Below are 22063 nucleotides of genomic sequence, written 5' to 3'. Positions count from 1 at the left end.
GCGGCAGGGATGCCGCGGTAGCCGCCCCCGGCCATGGATGGCCGATGGCGGCGGGCCCACGGAGCAGGACCGGAGCGAGGGCATGCCGAGCCTAAGCGAGGCACCGTACGTCAGGGGCAAAAGCATTTGGTTACTTGGCGCTCTTCCAAGTGACCCGCCGTAAGGGCGGAACCAATACCAGCCGTTACCGCAGCAACGGATATGTACTCCAAACGTAAAAATTCAGCCCAACGTGTAACCGTTATCGACCTTCCAGTCCTGACCGTAAACACCTCGAGCCCCCTGCGACAACTGAAAAACAATCACATTGGCCACCGCCGCCGCATCGAGAAAATGACCGGGCAACAGACGTTTACCAAGGGTGTCCGCAACGTCGCCGAGCTCCCCCTCGCTCAACCCCAGGTTGTCCCACATCGAAGTCGCTGTCGGTCCCGGAGAAACCAGATTGATCCGCACATCAAAACTCGCAAACTCCACCGCCAGCGTCCGCGCCTGAGCCGTGAGCGCAGCCTTGCTGGCAATGCACGCAGCCAACCCCGGAAAGCTCGAACCCGTCAGGAAACTCCCGACAAACACCACCGAAGCAGGGTTCGCCAATTCACCCCGCAACGCCGCCAGCGTATTCAACGCCCCGGCACCGTTGACCGCCCACTGACGCTGAAAGGCCTGCATATCAAGGCTGTCCGCCATTTCGGCAATCCCCGCATTGGGCACCAGATAATCCACCGGGCCCATCGCCGCCGCGCGCTCGGCCAGCTCGCGCAGGTCTTGCTGACTCGTGACATCCCCGGCAAACCACTGCAATCGCTCGCCGTATATCTGCTGCAACGCCGGCAGTTCACCCAGGGTCCGTGACATCGCCAGCACCTTGACACCGCGCGGTAACAACGCGGCGCACAGCGCCAGGCCAATCCCGGAGCTGGCACCCGTGACCACCGCCAAACGATCCTGAAACTCGGTTTTCATCATTCACTCCTGGGCATCACGGATGCCAAGCACTGGGGACATAGCGAGCCCCTATCTTTGAACAGGAGAAGAAAAAACGACTTGACCGCGATCAGATTTTTTCGACGTCGTTAGTGTTGCTGCAACAGCGCCGGAGTGATCTCGCTGAAGCGCAGCAAGCGACCGCCCTGTTCAGCAGCAAGCTTTTCAGCAGCCTCGCGACTGGAGAACGACGCCAGCACCACACCCATGGCGCCCTTGAGTTGGGTGCCGACCACATAGAACGCGTCTCTGGCATCGATCAGGTGGGCGTCATCCGGCGCGTTCCAAGGGCTGCGGCCCATGTCGTGGACATACAGTTTTGCATCGCCATGATGATTTTCCGGCTGCAACCACCAACCAATCATTTCCGCCGTGGAGCAGAATTTCTTGACCCCGGCCCGCTCGACCACTTCGCCCTTGGGCCCGGGAAATCCGTTGATGATCATCCCGCAGACATGGCATTCATCACTGGGATGAAAGGCTGTGGCGGCGCTGCTATAGGTGGCTTGCGCCGGGTTGTCACAGGCCGTCAGCAACAGGCACATCATCAGGCCCGCCACCGCGCGCATCGTCGTCAGATAAAAGGTGTTCATCGTCAACTGCTCCAAAACTATCAAAGTGGAAATTCATGTCGCCCGGCGACGAAACAACAGCCAGGCCGAGCCCAATGGCACCACCACCCACAGCGACAGACACAGCCAGAGCATCGAGCCCGGCATCGGCAAATCGCTGCCCAGCGTCAGCACACCCGCGGTACTGGCGCCGGGCTCAAAACCGGAGAGATTGATCAGGCGGTAGATGTCAGCCGGATTGAGCAGCAGCAACCAGGGCAGCACTTTCGGGTTGAACTGCCCTTCGCTGAGCACCAACAGCGCCAGCAGTGCCAGGTCGAACACCAGCACGAAGAAGAACCACACGCCCAGCGCCAGCCCGGCCGCCGTGGACTTCTCCGCCGACACACTGCTCAGCACATAGGCCAGCCCCAGAAACCCCCAGCCCAGCAACGTCGACGACGCCATAAACCGGCCAAAAGCCCAGAGCAGCAGGCTCAGTTCGACATCGTCCACCAGCACGGCGATGGCCAGCATGGCGCAGCCGAAACCAATCAGCGTCGCCAGCGCCAGGATCAACCCGTGGCCGACAAACTTGCCGAGCAGAATCTGCCCGCGACCCAACGGGTACGTCAGCAACAGCAGCAACGTGCCGCTTTCGTCCTCGCCGACGATGGCGTCATAGGCCAACAGCAACGCAATCAACGGCATCAAAAACGTTGCCAGACTGGCGAGGCTGGCGATGGTGGCCGGCACCGAGGTGAAACCCAATTGCCCGGAAGCTGCGGCGCCCAGCCAGGCGATGCCGATGGCCAACACCGCGAACAGCACACTGATCGCCAACAACCAGCGATTGCGCAAACCGTCGCTGAATTCCTTGCGGGCCATGTTCCAGACAGCGTTCATACGGCCTCCCCGATCGGCGCCGCACCGGCCCGGCTCATGTAGTAGCGGTAAATGTCTTCCAGCGACGGCTGATGGATTTCCACGTCGGCCGGTTCGTCTTCATTGAGCAGTTGGCGCAACAGTCCGAGCTTGCTGCCATTGATCGCGGCCACTTCAAGCCCTTCGACGCCCCAGCGCTCGGTAACGTGCCCGGCGTTGTTCCAGCGTTGCTGCAAGGGCCCGGCGTGCTTGAGGCCGTTGGCGCGAATCAGCGTCGGCAACCCGGCTTCCTCACGCAGACTGTGGAGACTGCCGAGGGCCAGCAGGCGACCTTGGGTCAGAATCGCTGCACGATTGATGTGCGCCTCAACGCCCGGCAATACGTGGGAACACAGAATGATGCTGGTGCCCTGGCTGCGCAGGCGATCGAGCAACCGATAAAGGTCCTGGGTGGCGATGGGATCGAGGCCGACGGTCGGCTCGTCTAGCAGCAACAAACGCGGCTCGCCGAGCAGTGCTTGCGCCAGCCCCAATCGTTGACGCATGCCTTTGGAGTAGGTCTTGACCCGCCGATGCGCCACACCGGCCAGGCCGACTTCCTCCAGCAGTGCGTCCACTTGAGCGGACGCGGCGCCTTTGAGTCGTGCGAAATGGCGCAAGGTCTCAACACCGCTCAGTTGCGGGTAAAACGTCACGTTCTCCGGCAGATACCCGAGCAGGCGCCGCACGTGGGGATCGCTGGGCAAACGGCCGAACACCCTGACCTGCCCTTCGCTGGGCTGGAGCAGGCCAAGCACCAGTTTCATGCTGGTGGTCTTGCCCGCGCCGTTGTGCCCGAACAAACCCAGCACTTCACCTTCCGCCAGGCTGAGGTTGAGCTGATGCAACACGGTGGTATGCCCATAGCGCTGGCTGACGCCTTCGATGTCGATGACGTTCATGAGGTGGGCTCCTGGGTCAGGGTTTGAGTGGATGACTTCATCAGTGGATGGCTGTCCAGCACCCCCGGCGATTTCATCACCGGAAAGGCCCGTTGCACCCAGCGCAGCAACTCGATGCCGGGGCTGTTCATCAACAGCCGCACCTGCGGGTACAGCCACAGCAAACGGTCGACGTTGTCATTGGGTTCGTAGGCGATATCGCCGAGGCCATCGTTGTTGCGGTCCCAGCCCAGGTAATCGCTCCAGTAATTGCCTCGCCCCTCCGCAGACCATTCCTGCAAGCGGGTGGCGACGTACTTGACCTGCCGCTGGTTGCCGACAAAAGCGTTGTCGGCGATGCGGTTATCTTCCGAGCCGGCGGTGAGGTGGATGCCCACGGCGCTGTGCTCGAAATGGTTGTGTTCGATGCTGTTGAACAGCGAGTTGTAGATGAACAGCGCCTTGCCCTCGGCACCGCTGATCATGCTGTCGCCGGTCGAGCCGTCGCGCACGTCAGTGACGAAGTTGTCACGCAAGGTTGAATAGGTGATGTAGTTCATCAGGATCCCGTAGTTCTGATCCTGTTCGGAGCGATTGCCGATCACCGTGAGCTTGCGGCTTTGCATCAAGGCGTAGCCAGTACGGGTACGGCGGGTGGTGTTGCCGATCAGTTGGTTATCGTTGGCAAACATGTAATGCACGCCGTAGCGCAGGTCTTCCAGGGTGTTGCCCTGCAGCAGGTTGCCGTTGGAGGTGTCGATGTAGATGCCATCGCGGGTGTCGCGGACCTGGTTGCCAACCACCTTGGCGCCGTGCACCGCATACAGATGAATGCCGTTGCCGCGATCTTGCGAGCGCATCGTCGGATCACCCTGGATGCGGTTGTCGATCAGGCTCACATCCTGCGTACCGTCGACCCAGATTCCGAAGCCCATACCCTGCAGGCGATTGCCTTTGATCACCGCACCATGGGCCTTGGGCTGGATAAACACCGCTGCATTCATGGCCGTGAGGTCGTGCCCCCAGTCCAGAAAGGTGCAGCCCTCGATGCCGACATCCGGCGCACTGATGATCAAGCCGTTGCCCTGCCCCTCGCCCTGAAATACCGCGCCCGGCTCGCAGACAATTTGCATCGGCTGATCGACGCTGAACGAGCCACGGTACTCCCCTGCCGGCAGGTGCCAGCGTTGATCGGCGTCCACCGTCAACGGCAGCGTGGTGACGGGTTGCACCGCCAGCGCGCTGCCGGACATCAGCAGGAGCGCAAGCGCAATGACCTTCACCGGGTTTCCCTTGCTATCAGTCATTGCTTCGCTCCTGTCGATGGGCAACGGTCAGGCCTTCTCGACCTTCATGCGGCCGACCATTTCCATGTGCAGCGCATGGCAGAACCAACTGCAGTAGTACCAATGCAGGCCAGCCTTGTCGGCGATGAAGGTGATCGATGAGGTCTGCTGCGGGCTGATCTCCATGCTCACGCCATGGTTGGTCATCACGAAGCCGTGGGTCACGTCTTCAATCTGGTCGATGTTGGTGATGGTCACCGTGACCTCGTTACCCTGTTTGACGGTGAACTCCGGCAGGCCGTAGGCCGGGGCCATCGAGGTCATGTAGACGCGCACTTTGTTGCCGTCGCGGATGACCTTGTTGTCGGTCTCCAGTTTGATCCCGTCCTTGGCGGCGATCGCCACGGTTTCGGCGAAAAACGGGTCGTTGCGGTCCCAGATTTTCTTGGTCTTGATCTGGTCGCGGCGGGCCATGACGCAGTCGTGGGGTTCAGCGAAGGCCGGGCCGTCGTGCACCAGTTTCATTTCCTCGCCGGAGATGTCGATCAACTGATCGTTTTCCGGGTGCAGCGGGCCGGTCGGCAGGAAGCGGTCTTTGGAGAATTTGCTCAGGACCATCAGCCATTGGCCGTCGGCCTCGCGGGTTTCGGTCAGCGACGCATGGTTGTGGCCCGGTTGGTACTGCACATCGAGTTTCTGCTTGATGTAGTTGACCTTCTCGCCGGTGTAAGCGCGAACGGCCTCCTCCACGTTCCATTTCACCACCTGGCTGTCGATAAACAGCGTGGTGTAGGCATTGCCGCGGCCGTCGTAAGTGGTGTGCAGCGGGCCCAGACCCAGTTCCGGCTCGCCGACCACCGCGTCACGCGGGTCCTTGAGTTTGTCGTCGAATAGATCATCCAGCTTGGCGGTGGCGATGATCGTGCAGGTGGGCGAGAGTTTGCCGGCGGCAATGAAGTACTTGCCATCGGGCGTCATATTGATCCCGTGGGGGTTCTTCGGCACCGGGATGTAACGGGTGAATGCGCTGTCCTTGCCTTCGGTTTTGCGACCGTCGACCACCGGCACTTTCGAGCCATCCAGGGTGATGAATTTGCCGGCCTTGATCGCCGCTTCGATGCGCTCGATGTTGAACACCACCACCCAGTCGCGCTCATTGCGCATCATGCCGCCCAGGTCGTAGGCCTTCTCCGAGTTGTAGCAGGTCGAAGCGGCATATTTGCCGGTGTAGTCGGCATCGGTGTTGTCCAGGTTACCGTCGACGATGACCTGGAAGGCCATCTCCATTTTCTCGGCATCGATCGCGTTGAACATGGTGTAGCTGTTCTTGTCCTGCAGGTCGAAGGTGCTGCCGTCATTGGGGTGCGGGATGACGAATTCGGCATTGGCGAATACGTATTTTGTGTGCGGCACTTTTTGCAGGCGCAGTCCGTGCACAGCCTGCACGTTCGGCACGGTGAGCATCTTGTCGCACTTCATGATATCCAGACGGATACGCGCAACGCGGCTGTTGGCCTTGTCGTTGATGAACAGGTATTTGCCGTCGTACTTGCCATCAGTCATCGACAAATGCGGGTGGTGGCAGTCGCCATTCCGGAAATGCGCGCTGTCGCCCATGATCCGTTTGCTTTCGTTGGTCAGGCCCCATCCGGTGGCGGAGTCGACGTTGAACACCGGAACACGCAGCAACTCGCGCATCGACGGAATGCCCATGATCCGCACTTCACCCTGATGGCCGCCACTCCAGAAACCGTAGTACTGGTCCAGTTCGCCCGGCCCGACGTGGGTTTTCAGTTGCGCGTCCTTGGCCGCTGCCGCCCAGGTCTCACGGGTGAACACCGCGCCACCAAGGGCCGTGGCGCCAGCCAGTACCGCGCCGGTCACCGCGCTGGTGCCGAGGAAACCGCGGCGGCTGAGGCCGGACGATTCCGGCACTTCAGCTACTTTTTTGGATTCTGTGTCGTTCATCAGGTGTTTTCCTTGAAGGGATAAAAACGGTCACTGCGGACAGGCGCTCGCGGGGTTTATTCCAGAGCGGTCACTTCCACGACAGGTATCAGTTGCACAGCAGCGGGTGCCGCTTTGCCGCGCTTCTTGCGCTTGTTGATCAGCGGCGGGCATTTGTTGTCGTTCTGGTACGTCATCTGGCAATCGAGGCAGTAGTGGCACTCGTTGGCGTTGATCCGGCCATCGGGATGAATCGCCTGGATCTCGCATTCCTTGGCGCACAGTTGGCAAGGCGTGCCGCAGTCCTTGCGGCGTTTGAGCCAGTCGAACAGGCGAAATTTGCTCGGAATCGCCAGCGCCGCACCCAACGGGCAGATGTAGCGGCAATAGACTTTGCGCGTGAAGAGGTTGATGACCAGCAGCGCCACCGCGTAGAGCACGAACCACCACTGGCGGTCGAACCTGAGGGTGATGGCGGTCTTGAACGGCTCCACCTCGGCGAACAGCTCGGCGGTGGACATCGACTCCAGGGAGATGCCGAACAGCAGCAGCAAAATGATGTATTTGATCGCCCACAGCCGTTCATGCACGGCGAACGGCAGTTCGTATTGAGGGATTTTCAACTTGCGCGCGGCCTCGTTGATCAACTCTTGCAAGGCGCCAAACGGGCACAGCCAGCCGCAGAACACACCGCGGCCCCACAGCAGGATGCTGGCGGCGGCGAAGACCCAGAGCATGAAGATCAGCGGATCGGTGAGAAACAGCTCCCAGCGAAAGTGATCGAACAGCGCATGGGCGAAGGTCAGGACATTGACCACTGACAACTGCCCCAGCGCGTACCAGCCGATAAACACCACGGTAAAGACCAGGTAACCGCGACGCAGCCAGTGCAGAAAACGCGGCCGGCGGGTGAACGTGTCTTGCAGGAACAGGATGGCCGTCAGCAGCAGCAACGCGGTGCCGAGTACGGCAATCTGGAAGTGTTTCTGGTACCAGATGTTCAACCACATTGGCCGGCTGGCTTCCTCGGTGGCGGCCAGTTCTTCGGCGCTGGGCAGTGGCCGTTCAAGGTAGGGCTCGGGCAATTGATAGGCCAGTTCGAAGCTGCTGAACGTGCCACTGAGCGGACCAGTCTGACGACGCACCAATAACTCCAGAGACCAGGGCGATCCCGGATCAAACTTCGCCGGCTCGCGCACAATGAAAATCGACATCTCAGTGAATTCCGGCATCCCCTTGGCAAACACGTCTGAGAGCCGCTGATGGTCCATGTCGCGAAAACTGATGACGTTGCCGAACTGACGCAATTGCACCCGATCGAAAATCCCGCCGCGCACATACCCCGAGCCTTTATAGGAAAACAGCCCACGACCCAGCACCGCGATGGCCTGCTCGCCGGGCTTGAGGTCTTGCATGAGGAAGCGATATTGGTTGTCGCCCAACAGCGCGCGGCCGATGGTCGGCGGATTCAGGTCGGCGGTGTAGAGTTCGATAAAGGTCTCATCGACCTGATCGGCACTGGCGTTGTCGACGCCTTCGGCATCGGTGCCCTTGAAGGCTGCGTCGACTTGCCCACGGGTCAGGTTCAAGCGGCGGATGGCGCCGTTGCCGGTCAGTTGTTCCCAGGTGGCGGGCTCGAAAAAGTCCTGGCGCACGGTGGCGGGCTTGCGCACCACACCGCCCGTGTCCTCGATCAGCTTGAGCGATACGGCCACATCGTGGGCCGCGCGCATGATGACCTCGTTGACCACCATCGCCGTGACCGTTGCACCGGCGATGGCATCGACGGTGACCGCATTCGGATCACTGGAATGGCCGACGACAACCCGTTGGCTGACCTTGATGCCTTTGTATTTGGCGCTGAAGCCGTGAAGTTTTGCCTCAGGAATGCCAATCAGCAGAATCGGCTCGTGATGTTCCAGCACATAGGCATCCTGAATCATGCCGGTCGTGTCGAGAATCACTTGGGTGTTGATCGGTTTGCCCGAGTAGGCCGGAATATCCACCACGTCCAGGCTCTGGAACACATAACCGATGACCTTGCCGGCAGCGGACAGTGTGCGCACCTTGAACCGGCCTTCGGGGGCAGAAACGGAATCGGTCTGAGGGAAGGTTTTTTCGATGCGCTGCTGCTCGATGTCACCGTATTGCTTGGCCTGCGCGCCTTCGAACGTGGCGTGCATCAGCATCAGCAGAACCACCAGCCCGACGCCCCAGGCGCGCAGGTTGGCGTGTATCGAAGGCTGATGGATTGTCATGGGTTCGCTGATTTCGAAAGGGCTTTCAGTCATGTTAGGGAGCGTTGCGCCCCCTGCCCTTGATTGAGATCAACTTAAGAACTCAGCCCCGGAAAACAGGCTCCCGCCCTTTCAGCCGCAACGCAAACCTGGTAGCAGCTGGCGAAGCCTGCGTTCGGCTGCGTAGCAGTCGTGAAATCAGAGTTCACGGTGTATCAGGAAAACCGTGCAAGTCGGATTTACGACTGCTGCGCAGCCGAACGCAGGCTTCGCCAGCTGCTACAAAGAGTGTGTTTTGCCTCTCAGACTGTGCGTGAAAACTGGCCTTTTTGTTCACCGCCCAGATAGGCGTCAAACGCCATCGCGGCACTGCGCATCATCAAATGACCTTGTGGCAACAACACCAATTCGTCGCGGTGAATCTGCAGCAGCCCATCGCGCACGTGCTCGCCCAGCTGTGCCAGCGCCTCGGCAAAATACTCGGTGAAGCGAATGCCATGCCGCGTCTCATACTTGTCGAACGCAATACGGCCATGGCACATCAGGTCGCTGATCACCTCGCGGCGCAGCAGGTCATCGGCGTTCAAGCGGTAACCGCGATGCACCGGCAACAACCCTTGATCGATACGCGCGTAGTACTGCGAAAGCTCCTTGACACTTTGGCTGTAGCTGTCGCCGACCTTGCCGATCGACGACACCCCAAGGCCGATCAAATCGCAGTCGGCATGGGTGGAGTAGCCCTGAAAGTTACGCTGCAAGGTGCCATTGGCCCGGGCCAGCGCCAGCTCGTCATCCGGCAAGGCGAAATGATCCATGCCAATATAGACGTAACCGGCCTCGGTCAGACGGCGGATGGTCAGCTCGAGCAGTTCCAGCTTGCGCTCTGGTGGCGGCATGTCGGCGGGGCGAATCAGCCGTTGCGCACGGACCATCTCCGGCAGATGCGCATAGCTGTAGGCGGCAATCCGGTCCGGGCGCAACGCGATGATCTTGCTGAGGGTGACGTCGAAACTCTGCACGGTTTGCAGGGGCAGACCGTAGATCAGGTCGACACTGATCGACTTGAATTGCGCCTCGCGCGCCGCAGCCACCAGCGCATAAATCTGCTCTTCACTTTGCTGGCGATTGACCGCTGCCTGTACGTCGGGGTCGAAATCCTGCACGCCGAAGCTCAGGCGATTGAAGCCCAACTGGCGCAACGACTGAATCTGCTCAGTGCTGATGGTGCGCGGGTCGACCTCGATGGAGAACTCATGGTCGTCGCTGTCATCCATGTTGAACGCCTGGTGCAGGCAGTCCATCAGGTCCGCCAGTTGTTCGCTGGTCAAATAGGTCGGCGTGCCGCCCCCCAGGTGCAACTGCGTGAGTTTGCGGGTGTTGTCGAACAAGGCCGCCTGCATCGCGATTTCACGCTTGAGGTACTTCAGGTACTCGACGGCGCGATGGGTCTTCTGAGTAATGATTTTGTTGCAGGCGCAGTAGTAACAAAGGCTCTTGCAGAACGGAATGTGGATGTACACCGACAACGGTTTCGGCGCAGCCACCTGATTGCTGTCGCGGGCGGCACGCTGATAATCGTCGACGGCAAACGCCTGGTGAAACTGCGGCGCCGTGGGATAAGAGGTATAGCGCGGCCCCGGGCGGTCATACTTTTCGACCAGGGCGCGATTGAAATCAAATGTCGTGTTCATGATCGATCAACTCGCAATGGGGTTAATGCTTCGCACCGCCCAAATCCTTTTCAAACAGGTTGCAGATGGCATCCACTTCCGGCCGACCGGCGGGAAGGATGCTGATGAAACGGTCTGATAACTCGATCAACCCGTCCCGGCTCAATTGCTCCAGCAATGGCCAGACGGCGGAGAAGTACTTGGAAAAAACCAGCCCATAGCGCCGCTCGATGGCGCGGATATCCAGTTCCTGATCACAGGCCAGACGCTCCATGACCATTTGCCTGATCTGATCCCCCGCCTCGAAGCGCCAGCCTCGACACGTCGGTAATTGCTTCATGTCCAGTTGCTGTAGATAGCGTTCAATCTCGTCAGTGTTTTGCGTGTACAAATCGTCGATCTGGCTGATGGCGCCCAAGCCAAATCCAACATGATCGCAATAGCCGTGACGGGAGAAACCCTCACAGGTACGGCGCAACCGGCCGCGCTCCTGGGCGATCGCCAGATCATCATCAGGCCGGACAAATTGCCCCAGACCGATGTAGTGATAGCCCGCGCCAAGCAGTTGCTCGAAACAGATCTGGCGCATCGCGCCTTTATCGTCCTGGCTGCACAGCGCTCTGACTTTGTCACCGAGCACCGGCCGATAGCGCCGTGGTGGCCGGGCATAGTCGAACACCATCAGCCGGTCCGGCTCCAGCTCGATAATGGTCGCCAGCTTCAGCGCAAAACTGTCGGGCGTCTGCCAGGCATGGCCAAAACCGAGATCGACGTTGATGGATCGAAAGCCAAAGGTGCGCGCGGCATCCATGAGCGACTGGATCGGCGCCGGGTTCTGGTAGCAGGCCACCGACCTGTCACAGTCGGCATCGATATCCGGAACGCCGATGCTCACATGATTGAATCCCTGGTCGCGCAGCAAACGCATGGTCGACCAGTCGGTATGGTGAAGGTCGACTTCGACGCTGTAGTCGCCGCCTTCATGATTAAGAAAGTTGAACCGGCCACGCAGATGACTCATCAGCCGCTCCAGATGGGCAGGCGCAGGTGTTCCGCCACCCAGATGAAACTGCTCGACCCGTTGCTCCGCACCCAGGTGACAACCGACGAGGTCGATTTCACGCTCCAGGCGCTGGAGGTACTGCTCGATACCGCTGTGCTCGCCGGCGACATCGCGAGGGGAACAGGAAGACGGCTTGAGGCTGGAAGGCAGCTGCACGTTCAGGGACAGCGGTCGGCACTTCTGGCGGCTGACGCGCAATGCACGAAGCAGGTCCAGTGAGCCAATACCGTCATGAAATTTTTGCGTGTCGGCATGACAGTTAGGGTCAAGCACGCCTTGATCGCACCGAGCGATCACGAACTCGCCGGGGTTGTGAAATAAATCGAGCATGACGGTCTCCGAGACTGGCTGCGGATTTACAGTCTCCGGGTTTAACCATCAATGCTCCTTGATTTGCGTCAAGCGCAAGCGAAGTGTCTGCACAACGGACCACCGGTCAGCCCCGATTACCACGTCAGGTAAAACATGCCCTTGGCCAGCAGCACGATCACGACCATGTGGCAGAACAGGCTGCCGTGGATGAAGTGCAGGTATCGCGGGCTCATTCGGCCGCTTTTGAACAAGAACATGGCGCCGAGGAAATGCAGCAGCACGCTCACGGCCACCGCGATTTTCAACGCCAGCAATGTGCCGAACGACGAGGCCAGTGGTGAGGCCAGGGCTGGCAAGTAGCGCAACCAGACCATGCCGAGTCCTGCACCGAACAACACCAGCAACACCCACGGCATCAGTGAGCGAGCGCGGCGACCGATGCCCTGCTCCACCAGCAGCATCACCCTGGCGGGTAGCTGTTTGCGGATGTTTTCCAGGAACAGGACTTCGAAGAACACCGTGCCGATGAAGATCAGCGCGGCAAACAGGTGCAAGGTCAGAATCAGCGGATAGATCATGGTGTTTTCGCCTTGGGTCAAGGCAACCCGCGCTACGGCGAACATTGGGGGTGAGCGCACTGGCTGTCGGTCTCTGGAGACTACAGAGCCTGCCTGGCTATGCGGTTGACACTGATCAAGAAAGCCGCAAAACACTCAAGCTTGTGTGCATATCCATTTCTGCGGTGATGGCTGCTGGCGGTTTCGCTCTTACAGCGAGTCACTTGGAAAAGCCCCAAGTAACCAAGGGCTCTTGCCCCTGTCGTTCGGTGCCTCGCCCAGGCTCGGCATGCCCTCGCTCCGGTCCTGCTCCGTGGGCCCGCCGCCATCGGCCATCCATGGCCGGGGGCGGCTAACCCGGCATCCATGCCGGGTTGCCCACTGCGCAGAACCTCCACTCGGCCTCTCGAGGGGGCGAATACCGCAAAAGCACCGCGAGGCGGCCTACCGGCCGACCTGTCTCTTCAAGCGTACGCATTCCCCTGTGGGAGCGAGCCTGCTCGCGAAAAATGTAAACGATAACGCGTGCTGTCTGAATGAACGCGGTGTCCGGACGTTTTTCGCGAGCAGGCTCGCTCCCACAGGTACAACGCCGGGCTTTTGATCTTGCTTTTGATCTTGCTTCTGATCTTGATCTGCCCCGTCGGAAGGCTGAGCGCAGGTTCTGCGCAGTGGGCACCGCGGCAAGGATGCCGCGGTAGCCGCCCCCGGCCATGGATGGCCGATGGCGGCGGGCCCACGGAGCAGGACCGGAGCGAGGGCATGCCGAGCCTAAGCGAGGCACCGTACGTCAGGGGCAAGAGCGTTTGGTTACTTGGCGCTTTTCCAAGTGACCCGCCGTAAGGGCGGAACCCTAAGTCGCCGTGACCGCAGCAACGGATATGTACCCCAAACCTTAAATGAACACCATGTTCAGTGCCCGCGAATGTAATGCTCCAGCTGCCGAATCAGATCAGCCTGCTCAACGATGGCCTCCTTGACCAAATCCCCAATCGATAACAGCCCAATCAGTTCGCCGCCATCCACCACCGGCAAGTGACGCAGATGACTGTCAGTCATGACCGCCATACAACGCTCGATACTCTGCTGACTGTCAGCGGTCACCACGGGCGCGCTCATGATGTCGCGCACCGGCGTACCCACCGAAGAGCGCCCCTGCAGCACGACCTTGCGCGCATAGTCACGCTCGCTGATCACACCGACCACCTGCCCGCCCTCGATCACCGGAAGCGCACCCACGTTCTTCTCGGCCATTACCCTCAGGGCTTCAAGCACCATTTCATCGGGCGCGATGCTATGCACCTGCCGGTTTTGCACGACCTTGAGTTTCAGCAGCTGTGCGGCTGTTTTCATAAGTGCACCCCGACTTCCACCACACCGCTGTTCAACCGCACGGGCCAGACACGCAGACGCTGTTGCGGGTACTCCAGGCAGCTGCCGTCCTCAAGGCGGAAATGCTGTTTGTAGATCGGCGATGCAACCACCAGATCCCCCTTGATACTGCCGACCAACCCGCGACCAATCACATTCGCCCCGGATTGCGGGTCATGGTTGTCGATGGCGTAAAGGGTCCGACCCTCGGCACCCGGCAGGTAGAACAACGCCACTTGCGCGCCGTCGAGCCAGACCACGACGCCGGAGTTGCTGACCAGGTCCTGTTGCTCGCACACCGTTTGCCAGGCCTCGGTGTTTTCCAGGGAATCGATGCGTTGGGTACTGGACTGGCTCATCAGACAATCTCCTCGGTAACAGGGATAAGGTTGAGTTCGGCGGCCATGATCGGGCGCCGCTGGCCGCGTTCCTGGACAAAGTGGATGTCCGGGTCTGGGCGTTTATCGTTGACGAAGGTACGGAAACGCTTGAGTTTTTCCGGGTCTTTGAGGGCGTTGGCCCACTCGCATTCATAGCGGTTGACCACCAGTTGCATCTGCGATTCGAGTTCTTCACCCAGCCCGAGGCTGTCGTTGATGATCACATCCTTGAGGTAATCGAGGCCGCCCTCCAGGCTTTCGCGCCACACCGAGGTACGCTGCAATTTGTCGGCAGTGCGGATGTAGAACATCAGGAAACGGTCGATGTAGCGGATCAGGGTTTCATCGTCGAGGTCGGTGGCGAACAGCTCGGCGTGACGTGGACGCATGCCGCCGTTGCCGGCGATGTAAAGGTTCCAGCCTTTCTCGGTGGCGATTACGCCAACGTCTTTGCTCTGGGCCTCGGCGCACTCGCGGGTGCAACCGGACACCGCGAATTTGAGCTTGTGCGGCGAGCGCAGGCCCTTGTAGCGGTCCTCGATGGTCAGGGCCATTTGCACGCTGTCCTGCACGCCATAACGGCACCAGGTGCTGCCGACGCACGACTTCACCGTCCGGGTCGATTTGCCGTAGGCATGCCCGGTTTCGAAACCGGCTTCAATCAGCTCGGCCCAGATGTCCGGCAGTTCATGCAACTGCGCGCCAAACAGGTCGATACGCTGGCCGCCGGTGATTTTGGTGTAGAGGTCGTATTTCTTCGCCACCACACCGATCGCGATCAGTTTGTCGGCGGTGATCTCGCCACCGGGGATGCGGGGCACCACCGAATAGGTGCCGTTTTTCTGCATGTTGGCCATGAACGTGTCGTTGGTGTCCTGCAGCGGCACCAGCGATGCGTCCATGATCGGCTGGTTCCAGCACGACGCGAGGATCGAGCCCACCGCCGGTTTGCACACGTCGCAACCGGTGTGGCCACGGCCATGCTTGGCCAGCAGTTCTTCGAAGGTGATCACCCCTTCTACCCGCACCAGCGCATAAAGCTCTTGGCGGGTATAGGCAAAGTGTTCGCACAGGCTCTTGTCGACGCTGACGCCACGGGCAATCAGCTCATGTTCGAAGACCTGCTTGAGCAGCCCGGCACAACCACCGCAACCGGTGCAGGCCTTGGTCTGCGACTTGAGCAGGCCGAGGTCGGTGCAGCCACCGTCGATGGCCGAGCAAATGGAGCCCTTGGTGACGTTGTGGCACGAGCACACCGTGGCCGCTTCGGGCAACGCGCCCGGACCGAGGGTCGGCGCGCCTTCGGACGATGGCAGAATCAGACTGGCGGGTTCCGCCGGCAGCGCAATCGCGTTCTGCATGTATTGCAGCAGCGTGTCGTAATAGCTGTTGTCACCGACCAGCACCGCACCGATGACGTGCTTGCCGGTTGCGTCCACCACCAAGCGTCGATAGCTGGCCGTGGTTTCGTCGATGAACTGATAGCTGCGCGCGCCCGGCGTGTTGCCGTGGGCGTCGCCGATGGAGCCAACATCGACGCCCAGCAGCTTGAGCTTGGTCGACATGTCCGCGCCCATGAACGGCTCAGCCGTTTCGTTGCACAGCAATGCGGCAACACCGCGCGCCATTTGGTAACCGGGGGCGACCAGGCCAAAAATACTGCCGTTCCACGCGGCACACTCGCCGATGGCGTAGATGTTCGGATCGCTGCTCAGGCATTGATCGTCAATCACTACCCCGCCGCGCGGGCCGACTTCCAGCGAGCATTGGAGGGCCAGTGCGTCTTGCGCACGGATACCGGCGGAAAACACGATCAGGTCGGTTTCAAGAAATTCGTCATTGGCGAAGTTCATCCGGTAGCGGTATTCCTCGCCTGCGCTGATCGATTGCGTACCGCGCGACAAATGCACACCCACGCCGAGGCGTTCGATCTGCGCCTTGAGCGCCAGGCCACCGTACTCGTCCAGTTGCACCGGCATCAGGCGCGGGGCGAATTCCACCACATGGGCTTCCAGCCCCAGGCTTTTCAGGGCGTTGGCCGCTTCCAGGCCGAGCAAGCCACCGCCGACCACCACACCGCGTCGGGCGTTGCTTGCCGCAGCACGAATGGCGTCGAGATCTTCAAGGGTGCGATACACCAGGCGCGAATCGCCCTCGGCGCCTTCAATTGGCGGCACAAACGGATAGGACCCGGTGGCCAGCACCAATTTGTCGTAGGAGACACAGCCTTGCGCGGTGATCACCTGGCGGCGTGCACGGTCGATTTCCAGGACCGGCACCCCCAGATGCAGCGTGACGCCAGGGGTCTGGTACAGCGAGGCTTCGCCGAGGGCCAGTGACTCGGCATCACGGCCGGAGAAATACTCGGAAAGGTGCACACGGTCGTAGGCACGCATCGGCTCCTCGCTGAACACGTGCAGGCGATAGTGATCAAGGGCACCACGTTCGATCAGCTGTTCGACACAATGATGTCCGACCATGCCATTGCCGATCACGATCAGCGTTTGCAGCTTGTTCAAAGTGGCAACATTGGAATTCATAAGAGACACCCGTCGATAGCTGTTCAAAAAGCAAAAAAAAACGCCTGAAACCTTGCGGTTCCAGGCGTCTTTGCCTGTTCGTTTACGGTGCTAAGTCAGGCATCTATGCCGGAACCACCGATGTTGCCCGCGACCTGTTCGGCCAATCGATCGTCGTTGACCGAGGGGGCTGCCCACTCAACTGCTTTCACAGTGGGCCTGAACAGTGTCTTGCAGACTTTGTGCCAGTCGGCCATTGGCAGTCCTTGCGCCAGTAAACGTTGACTACAGGTGCCCATGAGCGCCCGATATTTGCCTTCGCATAGTGCAGAGGCGTATGGCGCGGCCTTATAAAAGTGCACGAAGGCGATTCCGTTCCGGATCAGAATTTGCCACCCAGCGGGTATTCGATCGCCAGGCGGATCTGATTGGCGTCCAGCTCCGCTTGCGCCGCATTCCCGCGATGAACCGCATGGCGCAGGCTGAACGAGAGGTTTTTCGCGACGCCCGACTGCACCACGTATTTGGCTTGCAGATCACATTCCCAGTGCTTGCCGCCCTGCCCGTAACCCAGCCATTTGTAACCGCCGTTCGGGTCCATGTGCGTGCCGTCGATGCCGCTGCCGCGCACGTACAGTGCGCCGAAGGTCAGGCCGGGAATGCCGTAACCGACCATGTTCAGATCGTAACGCGCTTGCCAGGATGCCTCCTGGGGCGCGTTGAAATCCGACAGCGCCACGGCGTTGCTCAGGTAAATCGCGCCACGGGTCACGTAATCGAACGGCGTGTCGCCATCGACCTTTTGGTAGCCCAGGCCGAAGCTGTGGGCCCCGAGTTTGTAGGTCGACAGCAAACTCCAGGTGGTGTTGTCGATGCGGCCGGACAAGGCTTTGCCGGTGTCCTGGGTTCGGTAAAGATTGAGATCAAAGATCAGGTCCTGGCCTTCCGCCAACGGCTGGGTGTAGACCGCGCCCAGATAGTGCTGTCGCCAGGTGTCGGCATAATCCGCGCTGAACAGGCTGGCGTTGAGCCCTTTGACTGCCGTGTTGCGCCCCCCCACCAGATCAAAGCTGTCGCCCTGTTTGCCGTTGGAGTAATTGACCACAAAGCCTTGGTCATGACTGGTGGCGTTGCGGTCGGTGCTTTCGTTGAAATGCCCGCCGTACAGGGTGGTGGCGGGCAGTTCGCGACTGGTCAGCAGCCAGCCGGTGGCGGTCTCCGGCAGCAAGCGGCTGTCGGAGGAACCGAACACCGGGGTTTTCACCCGCTGCTCGCCGTAACGCAATTCCGTCGAGGAAAACCGCAGCTTGGCCACGGCGCCGCCACGGCTGAATTCATCCTTGGGGTGCCCGTCATTGTCCACGCCCACCACCCGCGCCTTGCCGGCCCGCCCGCCGCCGCTGTCCAGTTCCCAGCCGGAATAGACATGAGCATCCAGGCCCATACCCACGGTGCCGGCGGTGTAGCCGGAGGTGAAATCGGCCATCAGGCCATAAGCCCACTCCTCGGCCAGGTCGCTGCGTTCGGCGCGGGGCTTGAAGGCATTGCGCGCGCCATTGCTCAGTGAGCCGTGCTCATAGTCGCGACGGTCGTAGAGGCTGCGATTGAGCAGGCTCCATTGGCTGTCTTCGATAAAGCCTTTTGCGGTGTCTTGCTCTGAAGCCAGGGCGAGCAGGGACTGCCCGCCCAATGCCAATAGCAGGGTATGCGTCGATAGGGTTTTCACAGTGCAACTCCACAGAGTTCGGGGTCTGCAAGGTGTCCCGCCGAACGGGGGACACCGTCGGTCACCTCAAAGGTATTTAAGGATCGCGATATCGCGGCGGCGCTGTTTGAGGTTGGCGAACCAGCGCGTCGGGAAGAACAGCAACACCCCGAGGATCACACTCCACAGCCACACCGTGGGCAGGTTGTCGAAGCCATAGTAGGCCCCCTGATTGGCGCCCCAGATCGCGACCGCCACCAGGTACATGGCCTTGAGTACGTACAAGTGCAGCAAATAGAAGAACATCGGCGCCCCGCCGTAGATCGCCAGGGTCGCGGTGGACCAGCGATCCTGCAGCTTCTCGAACAGCGCCAGCAAGATCAGCGAAAGGCCAATCGTCGGCATCAGGAACATCAACGAGGGCGGGTACTTCTTGGCGCTCATGAAACTCATGAAGGTGCGCAACGAGTCACCGGTCTGCACCCAAGGCTTCTCGCCATAGACGTTCAAGTAGCGAATGAACACGAACGCCACCAGCAGGCCGGCGCCCAGTTTCAGCAGGCGGGAAATCCGCTCGGCCGGGTTCATGTCCTTGCCGAACCACGGCCCGATCCCCCACCCCAGCAGGATCACGCCAATCCACGGCAATACCGGGTACGTGGTGCGGGCCCGGGTGAACTCGGTGATGTCGATGAACACCCGCTGATGCAGGATCGACCACGGCACGAAGAACGGCGACTCCGGCCCCACGGTCACGCCATCGAGCAGGTTGTGCCCGGCGACAATGGCCACGCCGAGCACGATCAACCAACTGCGTTTGAAGTGCAGCAACCCGGCAAGCACGATCATGCAGATGCCGATGCACCAGATCACCTGCAGCCACAGGGTCTTGGGCGGGAACTCGGCGTTCCAGGCAAAGCACACGAAGGTGACTTCGAGAAACACCAGGAACAACCCGCGCTTGAGCAGGAACACCGAGGTTTCTTTCGCCGTGTGTTTCTGGCTGTACAGCCAGGCCGACAAACCGGTGAGGAAGATGAATGCCGGCGCGCAGATTTCGCTGAGCATGCGGGTGAAGTACAGGTCCGGCGTGACGCTCAACGCATCGATCGGGTCGGTGACCTGACGGTGCAGCAGAAAGGTTTCCCGTACATGGTCGATCAGCATCAACAGCATGACGAAACCGCGCAGAGCGTCGATCGCCAGCATGCGGGTGTTGGCCTTGACGGCACTGGTTGCAAGCGCAGGGGAAGCGGTTGTCGCCCGCCCTGCCAATCCTGAAGATGGGGTCATATCAGTCACTCATGGTGTGGTCGAGGGGTCAGGCCTGTTTCTTCAGCCTGGCGACTTCCGATGCCGGCAACTGCGACGGCGCGCGCGGCAACGGCGTCTGGCCCTGTGATCGATAGAACGACAGTGTCGAACTGAAGCTCTTTATATCGAACGGTTCGGCCTTGCCTTGAGGACTGATGCGTTCGCCCGGCGTGCGGTCCTTGTATTCCACGGCCACCACGTAGGTGCCCTGCCACGGCAGCTCGAAGCTGACTTTGCCCGCGGCATCGGTGCGCTGGGTGAACACTTCACCGGAGCCGGTTTCCAGCACCACGTCCTGGTTGGCCAACGGTGTGGACGCATAGAATACTTGGAACTGCGCCTTGCCTGCATCGGCGACGCCGGTGGGCACGATGTCCAGGGTCAGTTCCGGGGTGCGCGCGCGCAAGTCGCCAACCCAGCGGGTTGCTGGCGTCCAGTGAGTCTTCAGCGCCTTGTCCGCCTCATGAAGGTCGAAAATCGGATAGTGCGGGTCCTGGGCCAACAGCGAGTCATCTGCCCGGGTTTGATGCGCCACCGCAAAGGCCTGGCGCTGCAAGGTCAGCGTTAATGGCTGGGACCGGTTGCTGATCGACCAGCCCTTGAGTTGCTGGAACCGGTCCATCCCGCCCGGCGTGACTTCCAGCATGTTCTTGTCATATTCCCCGTAGTACAACGCCAGGGGTTGCCCGGGTGGTTGTTCATACCAGATTTGATGCGCCTCGCTGCTGCTCGCCAGCAAGAAGACGCCAAAACCCAATAGTGCTTTTGCGTTGCTCATTCGCATCTTTTTTACACTCCGATTGGTGTTATTCAGCGATTTTTTGCAGCTGCCTCATCCTGTCGAATCAGCGACTTCAAAAACCGCGCCCCTCTCTCTGTACGCATTACAGCGCAGAGACTTTTGCGCTTTTCTCTGAAATCAGCGCATGCGGGGCAATCGGCAACTGTTTTTGTGGCTTGAAACAGCCGTTTATGCGGCTTGCGCCAGGATGAAGCGCCTTGGGCGGTTCTGCCGGCCCGATGTCCAAGCGCAGTGCAATGCGACACTGCAAAACAACTGTGGGAGCGAGCTCGCTCCCACAGGGGATTTGTATTGGTTTTGAGATTGGAGACTTTCAGTGGCGCAGCAATTTTCGCAGCGGCACGCCGTCCTTGAGTACCGGAGATTTGATCACGATGTAACTGAAGTACTTGGAGATGCCGATGTTCTTGTCCAGCAGGCTTTCGATCACTTCCTGATAATGCTGGATGCTGCGGGTCATGAAGCGCACCAGGTAATCGTAGCCACCGCTGATCAAATGGCATTCGAGCACTTCGTCCACCAGACGGATATTGGACTCGAACTTGGCGAAGTCTTCGCGCTTGTGGTCGCTCAAGGTGATTTCGGTAAACACCGTCACCGAATCGGTGATCTTGGCCAGATTCAGGTGCGCCTTGTAGCTGGAAATATACCCGGCCGACTCAAGCCGTTTGACCCTTTGCAGGCAGGGACTGGCCGACAAGCCCACGGCATCGGCCAGGCTGACGTTGGTCATGCGCCCGTCCTTTTGCAGCTCCACCAGGATGCTGATGTCGATTCGGTCCAGTTTGACTAACCCTTCCATTGCGTACCTCTTGACTGCCGTTTGTAAGACAATCTTCTAGCAAAATCAGCGCCGTAAAGACAGCTGATGCTGAGCTACCAGATCCGCCATGCTGTTAATACAGTAATCCGCAGCGCACGGCGTAGGGTGTTTTGACCGGCCGCGACAGATCAGGCACACGTCTTTGGCCGCCTGTCGACCGGCCGAAGGACGGGTCACTTGCAGGATGCTGCCGGGTTCAAGGTCGTTGGCTTTTAACCACTCTGAATCGAGCAACGGGTCGCTGGCCAGTGAAATGAAATCGTCGGGCATAATCCCCAGTCGCTCACACAGCAACCCTCGATCCTCGGCATCCCGGTCGCCGTGCACCAGCAAGCGGTAGAACTTGCGCAGGTACAACATCGCCCCGGGCGCGTCCTCGAACAGCGACCAGCCGGCCACCGAACGCGCAAAGCTCATGCCCTCCTCCCAGCTGGCTTTCAGGCCCCAACGCTCGGCCAGCTGGCGATGGGCGAAACACAGCAGGCCACTAAAACCCAGCTCAGCGAAACGCGGATACAGCGCACGTACCACCTCGCTGTATTCGGCCAGCACCTGTTCCTTGTCCGGGTGACCGCCTCGGCTGTCCAGCAGCGGTTGCAGTGCCGTCCAGACACCCGAGTCCCGATCGACCAGGACCTCATCGCAATCGATGAGCAGTGCTCGATATTCAGTCAGCCCCATGGTGCGCAAAGCCTCCGATGATGCATTCGATCAATCCATGCTCCATAAATGCT

Annotated in this window: 19 protein-coding genes; all 19 read right to left on the bottom strand. The window is 60.1% G+C overall.

The window, feature by feature from the left end:
• Window positions 1-222 precede the first annotated feature (222 nt).
• The 19 genes from ABH912_RS04130 to ABH912_RS04040 all read right to left on the bottom strand — a co-directional run bounded on the left by ABH912_RS04130 (window position 223) and on the right by ABH912_RS04040 (window position 22010).
• Window positions 223-966, bottom strand: coding sequence for an SDR family NAD(P)-dependent oxidoreductase (locus tag ABH912_RS04130; protein ID WP_429509697.1), 744 nt, complete (start codon window positions 964-966; stop codon window positions 223-225).
• A gap of 110 nt (window positions 967-1076) precedes the next feature.
• A complete protein-coding gene (locus ABH912_RS04125) occupies window positions 1077-1580 on the bottom strand; it encodes a nitrous oxide reductase accessory protein NosL (RefSeq protein ID WP_429509696.1) in 504 nt (167 codons plus the stop codon).
• Window positions 1581-1613: 33 nt separating this feature from the next.
• Window positions 1614-2444: an ABC transporter permease gene (locus ABH912_RS04120; protein WP_223430115.1), complete on the bottom strand. Its 831-nt coding sequence runs from the start codon at window positions 2442-2444 to the stop codon at window positions 1614-1616.
• Window positions 2441-3364: an ABC transporter ATP-binding protein gene (locus ABH912_RS04115; RefSeq protein ID WP_429509695.1), complete on the bottom strand. Its 924-nt coding sequence runs from the start codon at window positions 3362-3364 to the stop codon at window positions 2441-2443. Before ABH912_RS04115 ends, ABH912_RS04120 begins: the two co-directional genes overlap by 4 nt.
• Entirely contained in the window at window positions 3361-4650 is a 1290-nt protein-coding gene (locus ABH912_RS04110) for a nitrous oxide reductase family maturation protein NosD (protein WP_429509694.1), read from the bottom strand. Before ABH912_RS04110 ends, ABH912_RS04115 begins: the two co-directional genes overlap by 4 nt.
• Before the next feature lie 27 nt (window positions 4651-4677).
• Entirely contained in the window at window positions 4678-6600 is a 1923-nt protein-coding gene (gene nosZ, locus ABH912_RS04105; protein WP_429513041.1) for a TAT-dependent nitrous-oxide reductase, read from the bottom strand.
• 53 nt (window positions 6601-6653) lie between these two features.
• Entirely contained in the window at window positions 6654-8867 is a 2214-nt protein-coding gene (gene nosR / locus ABH912_RS04100) for a transcriptional regulator NosR (RefSeq protein ID WP_429509693.1), read from the bottom strand.
• Between the two features lie 248 nt (window positions 8868-9115).
• Window positions 9116-10504: an oxygen-independent coproporphyrinogen III oxidase gene (hemN, locus tag ABH912_RS04095; RefSeq protein WP_429509692.1), complete on the bottom strand. Its 1389-nt coding sequence runs from the start codon at window positions 10502-10504 to the stop codon at window positions 9116-9118.
• A gap of 22 nt (window positions 10505-10526) precedes the next feature.
• Complete coding sequence (locus tag ABH912_RS04090; protein WP_429509691.1) at window positions 10527-11876, bottom strand: coproporphyrinogen III oxidase; 1350 nt, start codon at window positions 11874-11876, stop codon at window positions 10527-10529.
• 116 nt (window positions 11877-11992) lie between these two features.
• Window positions 11993-12436, bottom strand: coding sequence for a CopD family copper resistance protein (locus tag ABH912_RS04085; protein WP_429513039.1), 444 nt, complete (start codon window positions 12434-12436; stop codon window positions 11993-11995).
• Between the two features lie 891 nt (window positions 12437-13327).
• Window positions 13328-13768 carry a CBS domain-containing protein gene (locus ABH912_RS04080; protein ID WP_429509690.1) on the bottom strand — a complete coding sequence of 147 codons (441 nt, stop codon included), beginning with the start codon at window positions 13766-13768 and terminating at the stop codon, window positions 13328-13330.
• The gene (gene nirD, locus ABH912_RS04075; protein WP_429509689.1) at window positions 13765-14145 is read right to left on the bottom strand and encodes a nitrite reductase small subunit NirD; all 381 of its coding nucleotides are present in this window, start codon (window positions 14143-14145) and stop codon (window positions 13765-13767) included. The genes ABH912_RS04080 and nirD overlap by 4 nt, the downstream gene beginning before the upstream one ends.
• Window positions 14145-16706 (bottom strand): nitrite reductase large subunit NirB, encoded by a 2562-nt coding sequence (gene nirB / locus ABH912_RS04070; RefSeq protein WP_429509688.1) that lies wholly within the window; start codon window positions 16704-16706, stop codon window positions 14145-14147. Before nirB ends, nirD begins: the two co-directional genes overlap by 1 nt.
• Window positions 16707-16801: 95 nt before the next feature.
• Window positions 16802-16942, bottom strand: coding sequence for a hypothetical protein (locus tag ABH912_RS04065; protein ID WP_429509687.1), 141 nt, complete (start codon window positions 16940-16942; stop codon window positions 16802-16804).
• A 125-nt stretch (window positions 16943-17067) separates the two neighbouring features.
• Window positions 17068-18411, bottom strand: coding sequence for an OprD family porin (locus ABH912_RS04060; RefSeq protein ID WP_429509686.1), 1344 nt, complete (start codon window positions 18409-18411; stop codon window positions 17068-17070).
• Between the two features lie 66 nt (window positions 18412-18477).
• The gene (locus tag ABH912_RS04055) at window positions 18478-19683 is read right to left on the bottom strand and encodes a DUF1624 domain-containing protein (protein WP_429509685.1); all 1206 of its coding nucleotides are present in this window, start codon (window positions 19681-19683) and stop codon (window positions 18478-18480) included.
• 28 nt (window positions 19684-19711) lie between these two features.
• Window positions 19712-20482: a DUF4198 domain-containing protein gene (locus ABH912_RS04050; RefSeq protein ID WP_231670608.1), complete on the bottom strand. Its 771-nt coding sequence runs from the start codon at window positions 20480-20482 to the stop codon at window positions 19712-19714.
• Between the two features lie 337 nt (window positions 20483-20819).
• Complete coding sequence (locus ABH912_RS04045; protein ID WP_008055821.1) at window positions 20820-21308, bottom strand: Lrp/AsnC family transcriptional regulator; 489 nt, start codon at window positions 21306-21308, stop codon at window positions 20820-20822.
• Between the two features lie 45 nt (window positions 21309-21353).
• Window positions 21354-22010, bottom strand: coding sequence for a 2-haloalkanoic acid dehalogenase (locus ABH912_RS04040; RefSeq protein WP_033062157.1), 657 nt, complete (start codon window positions 22008-22010; stop codon window positions 21354-21356).
• Between the last annotated feature and the right edge of the window lie 53 nt (window positions 22011-22063).

This window comes from Pseudomonas sp. BT76 TE3572 (genome assembly GCF_050435365.1).
Lineage (GTDB): Bacteria > Pseudomonadota > Gammaproteobacteria > Pseudomonadales > Pseudomonadaceae > Aquipseudomonas > Aquipseudomonas fluorescens_W.
This window is presented reverse-complemented; position numbering and strand designations above follow the sequence as displayed.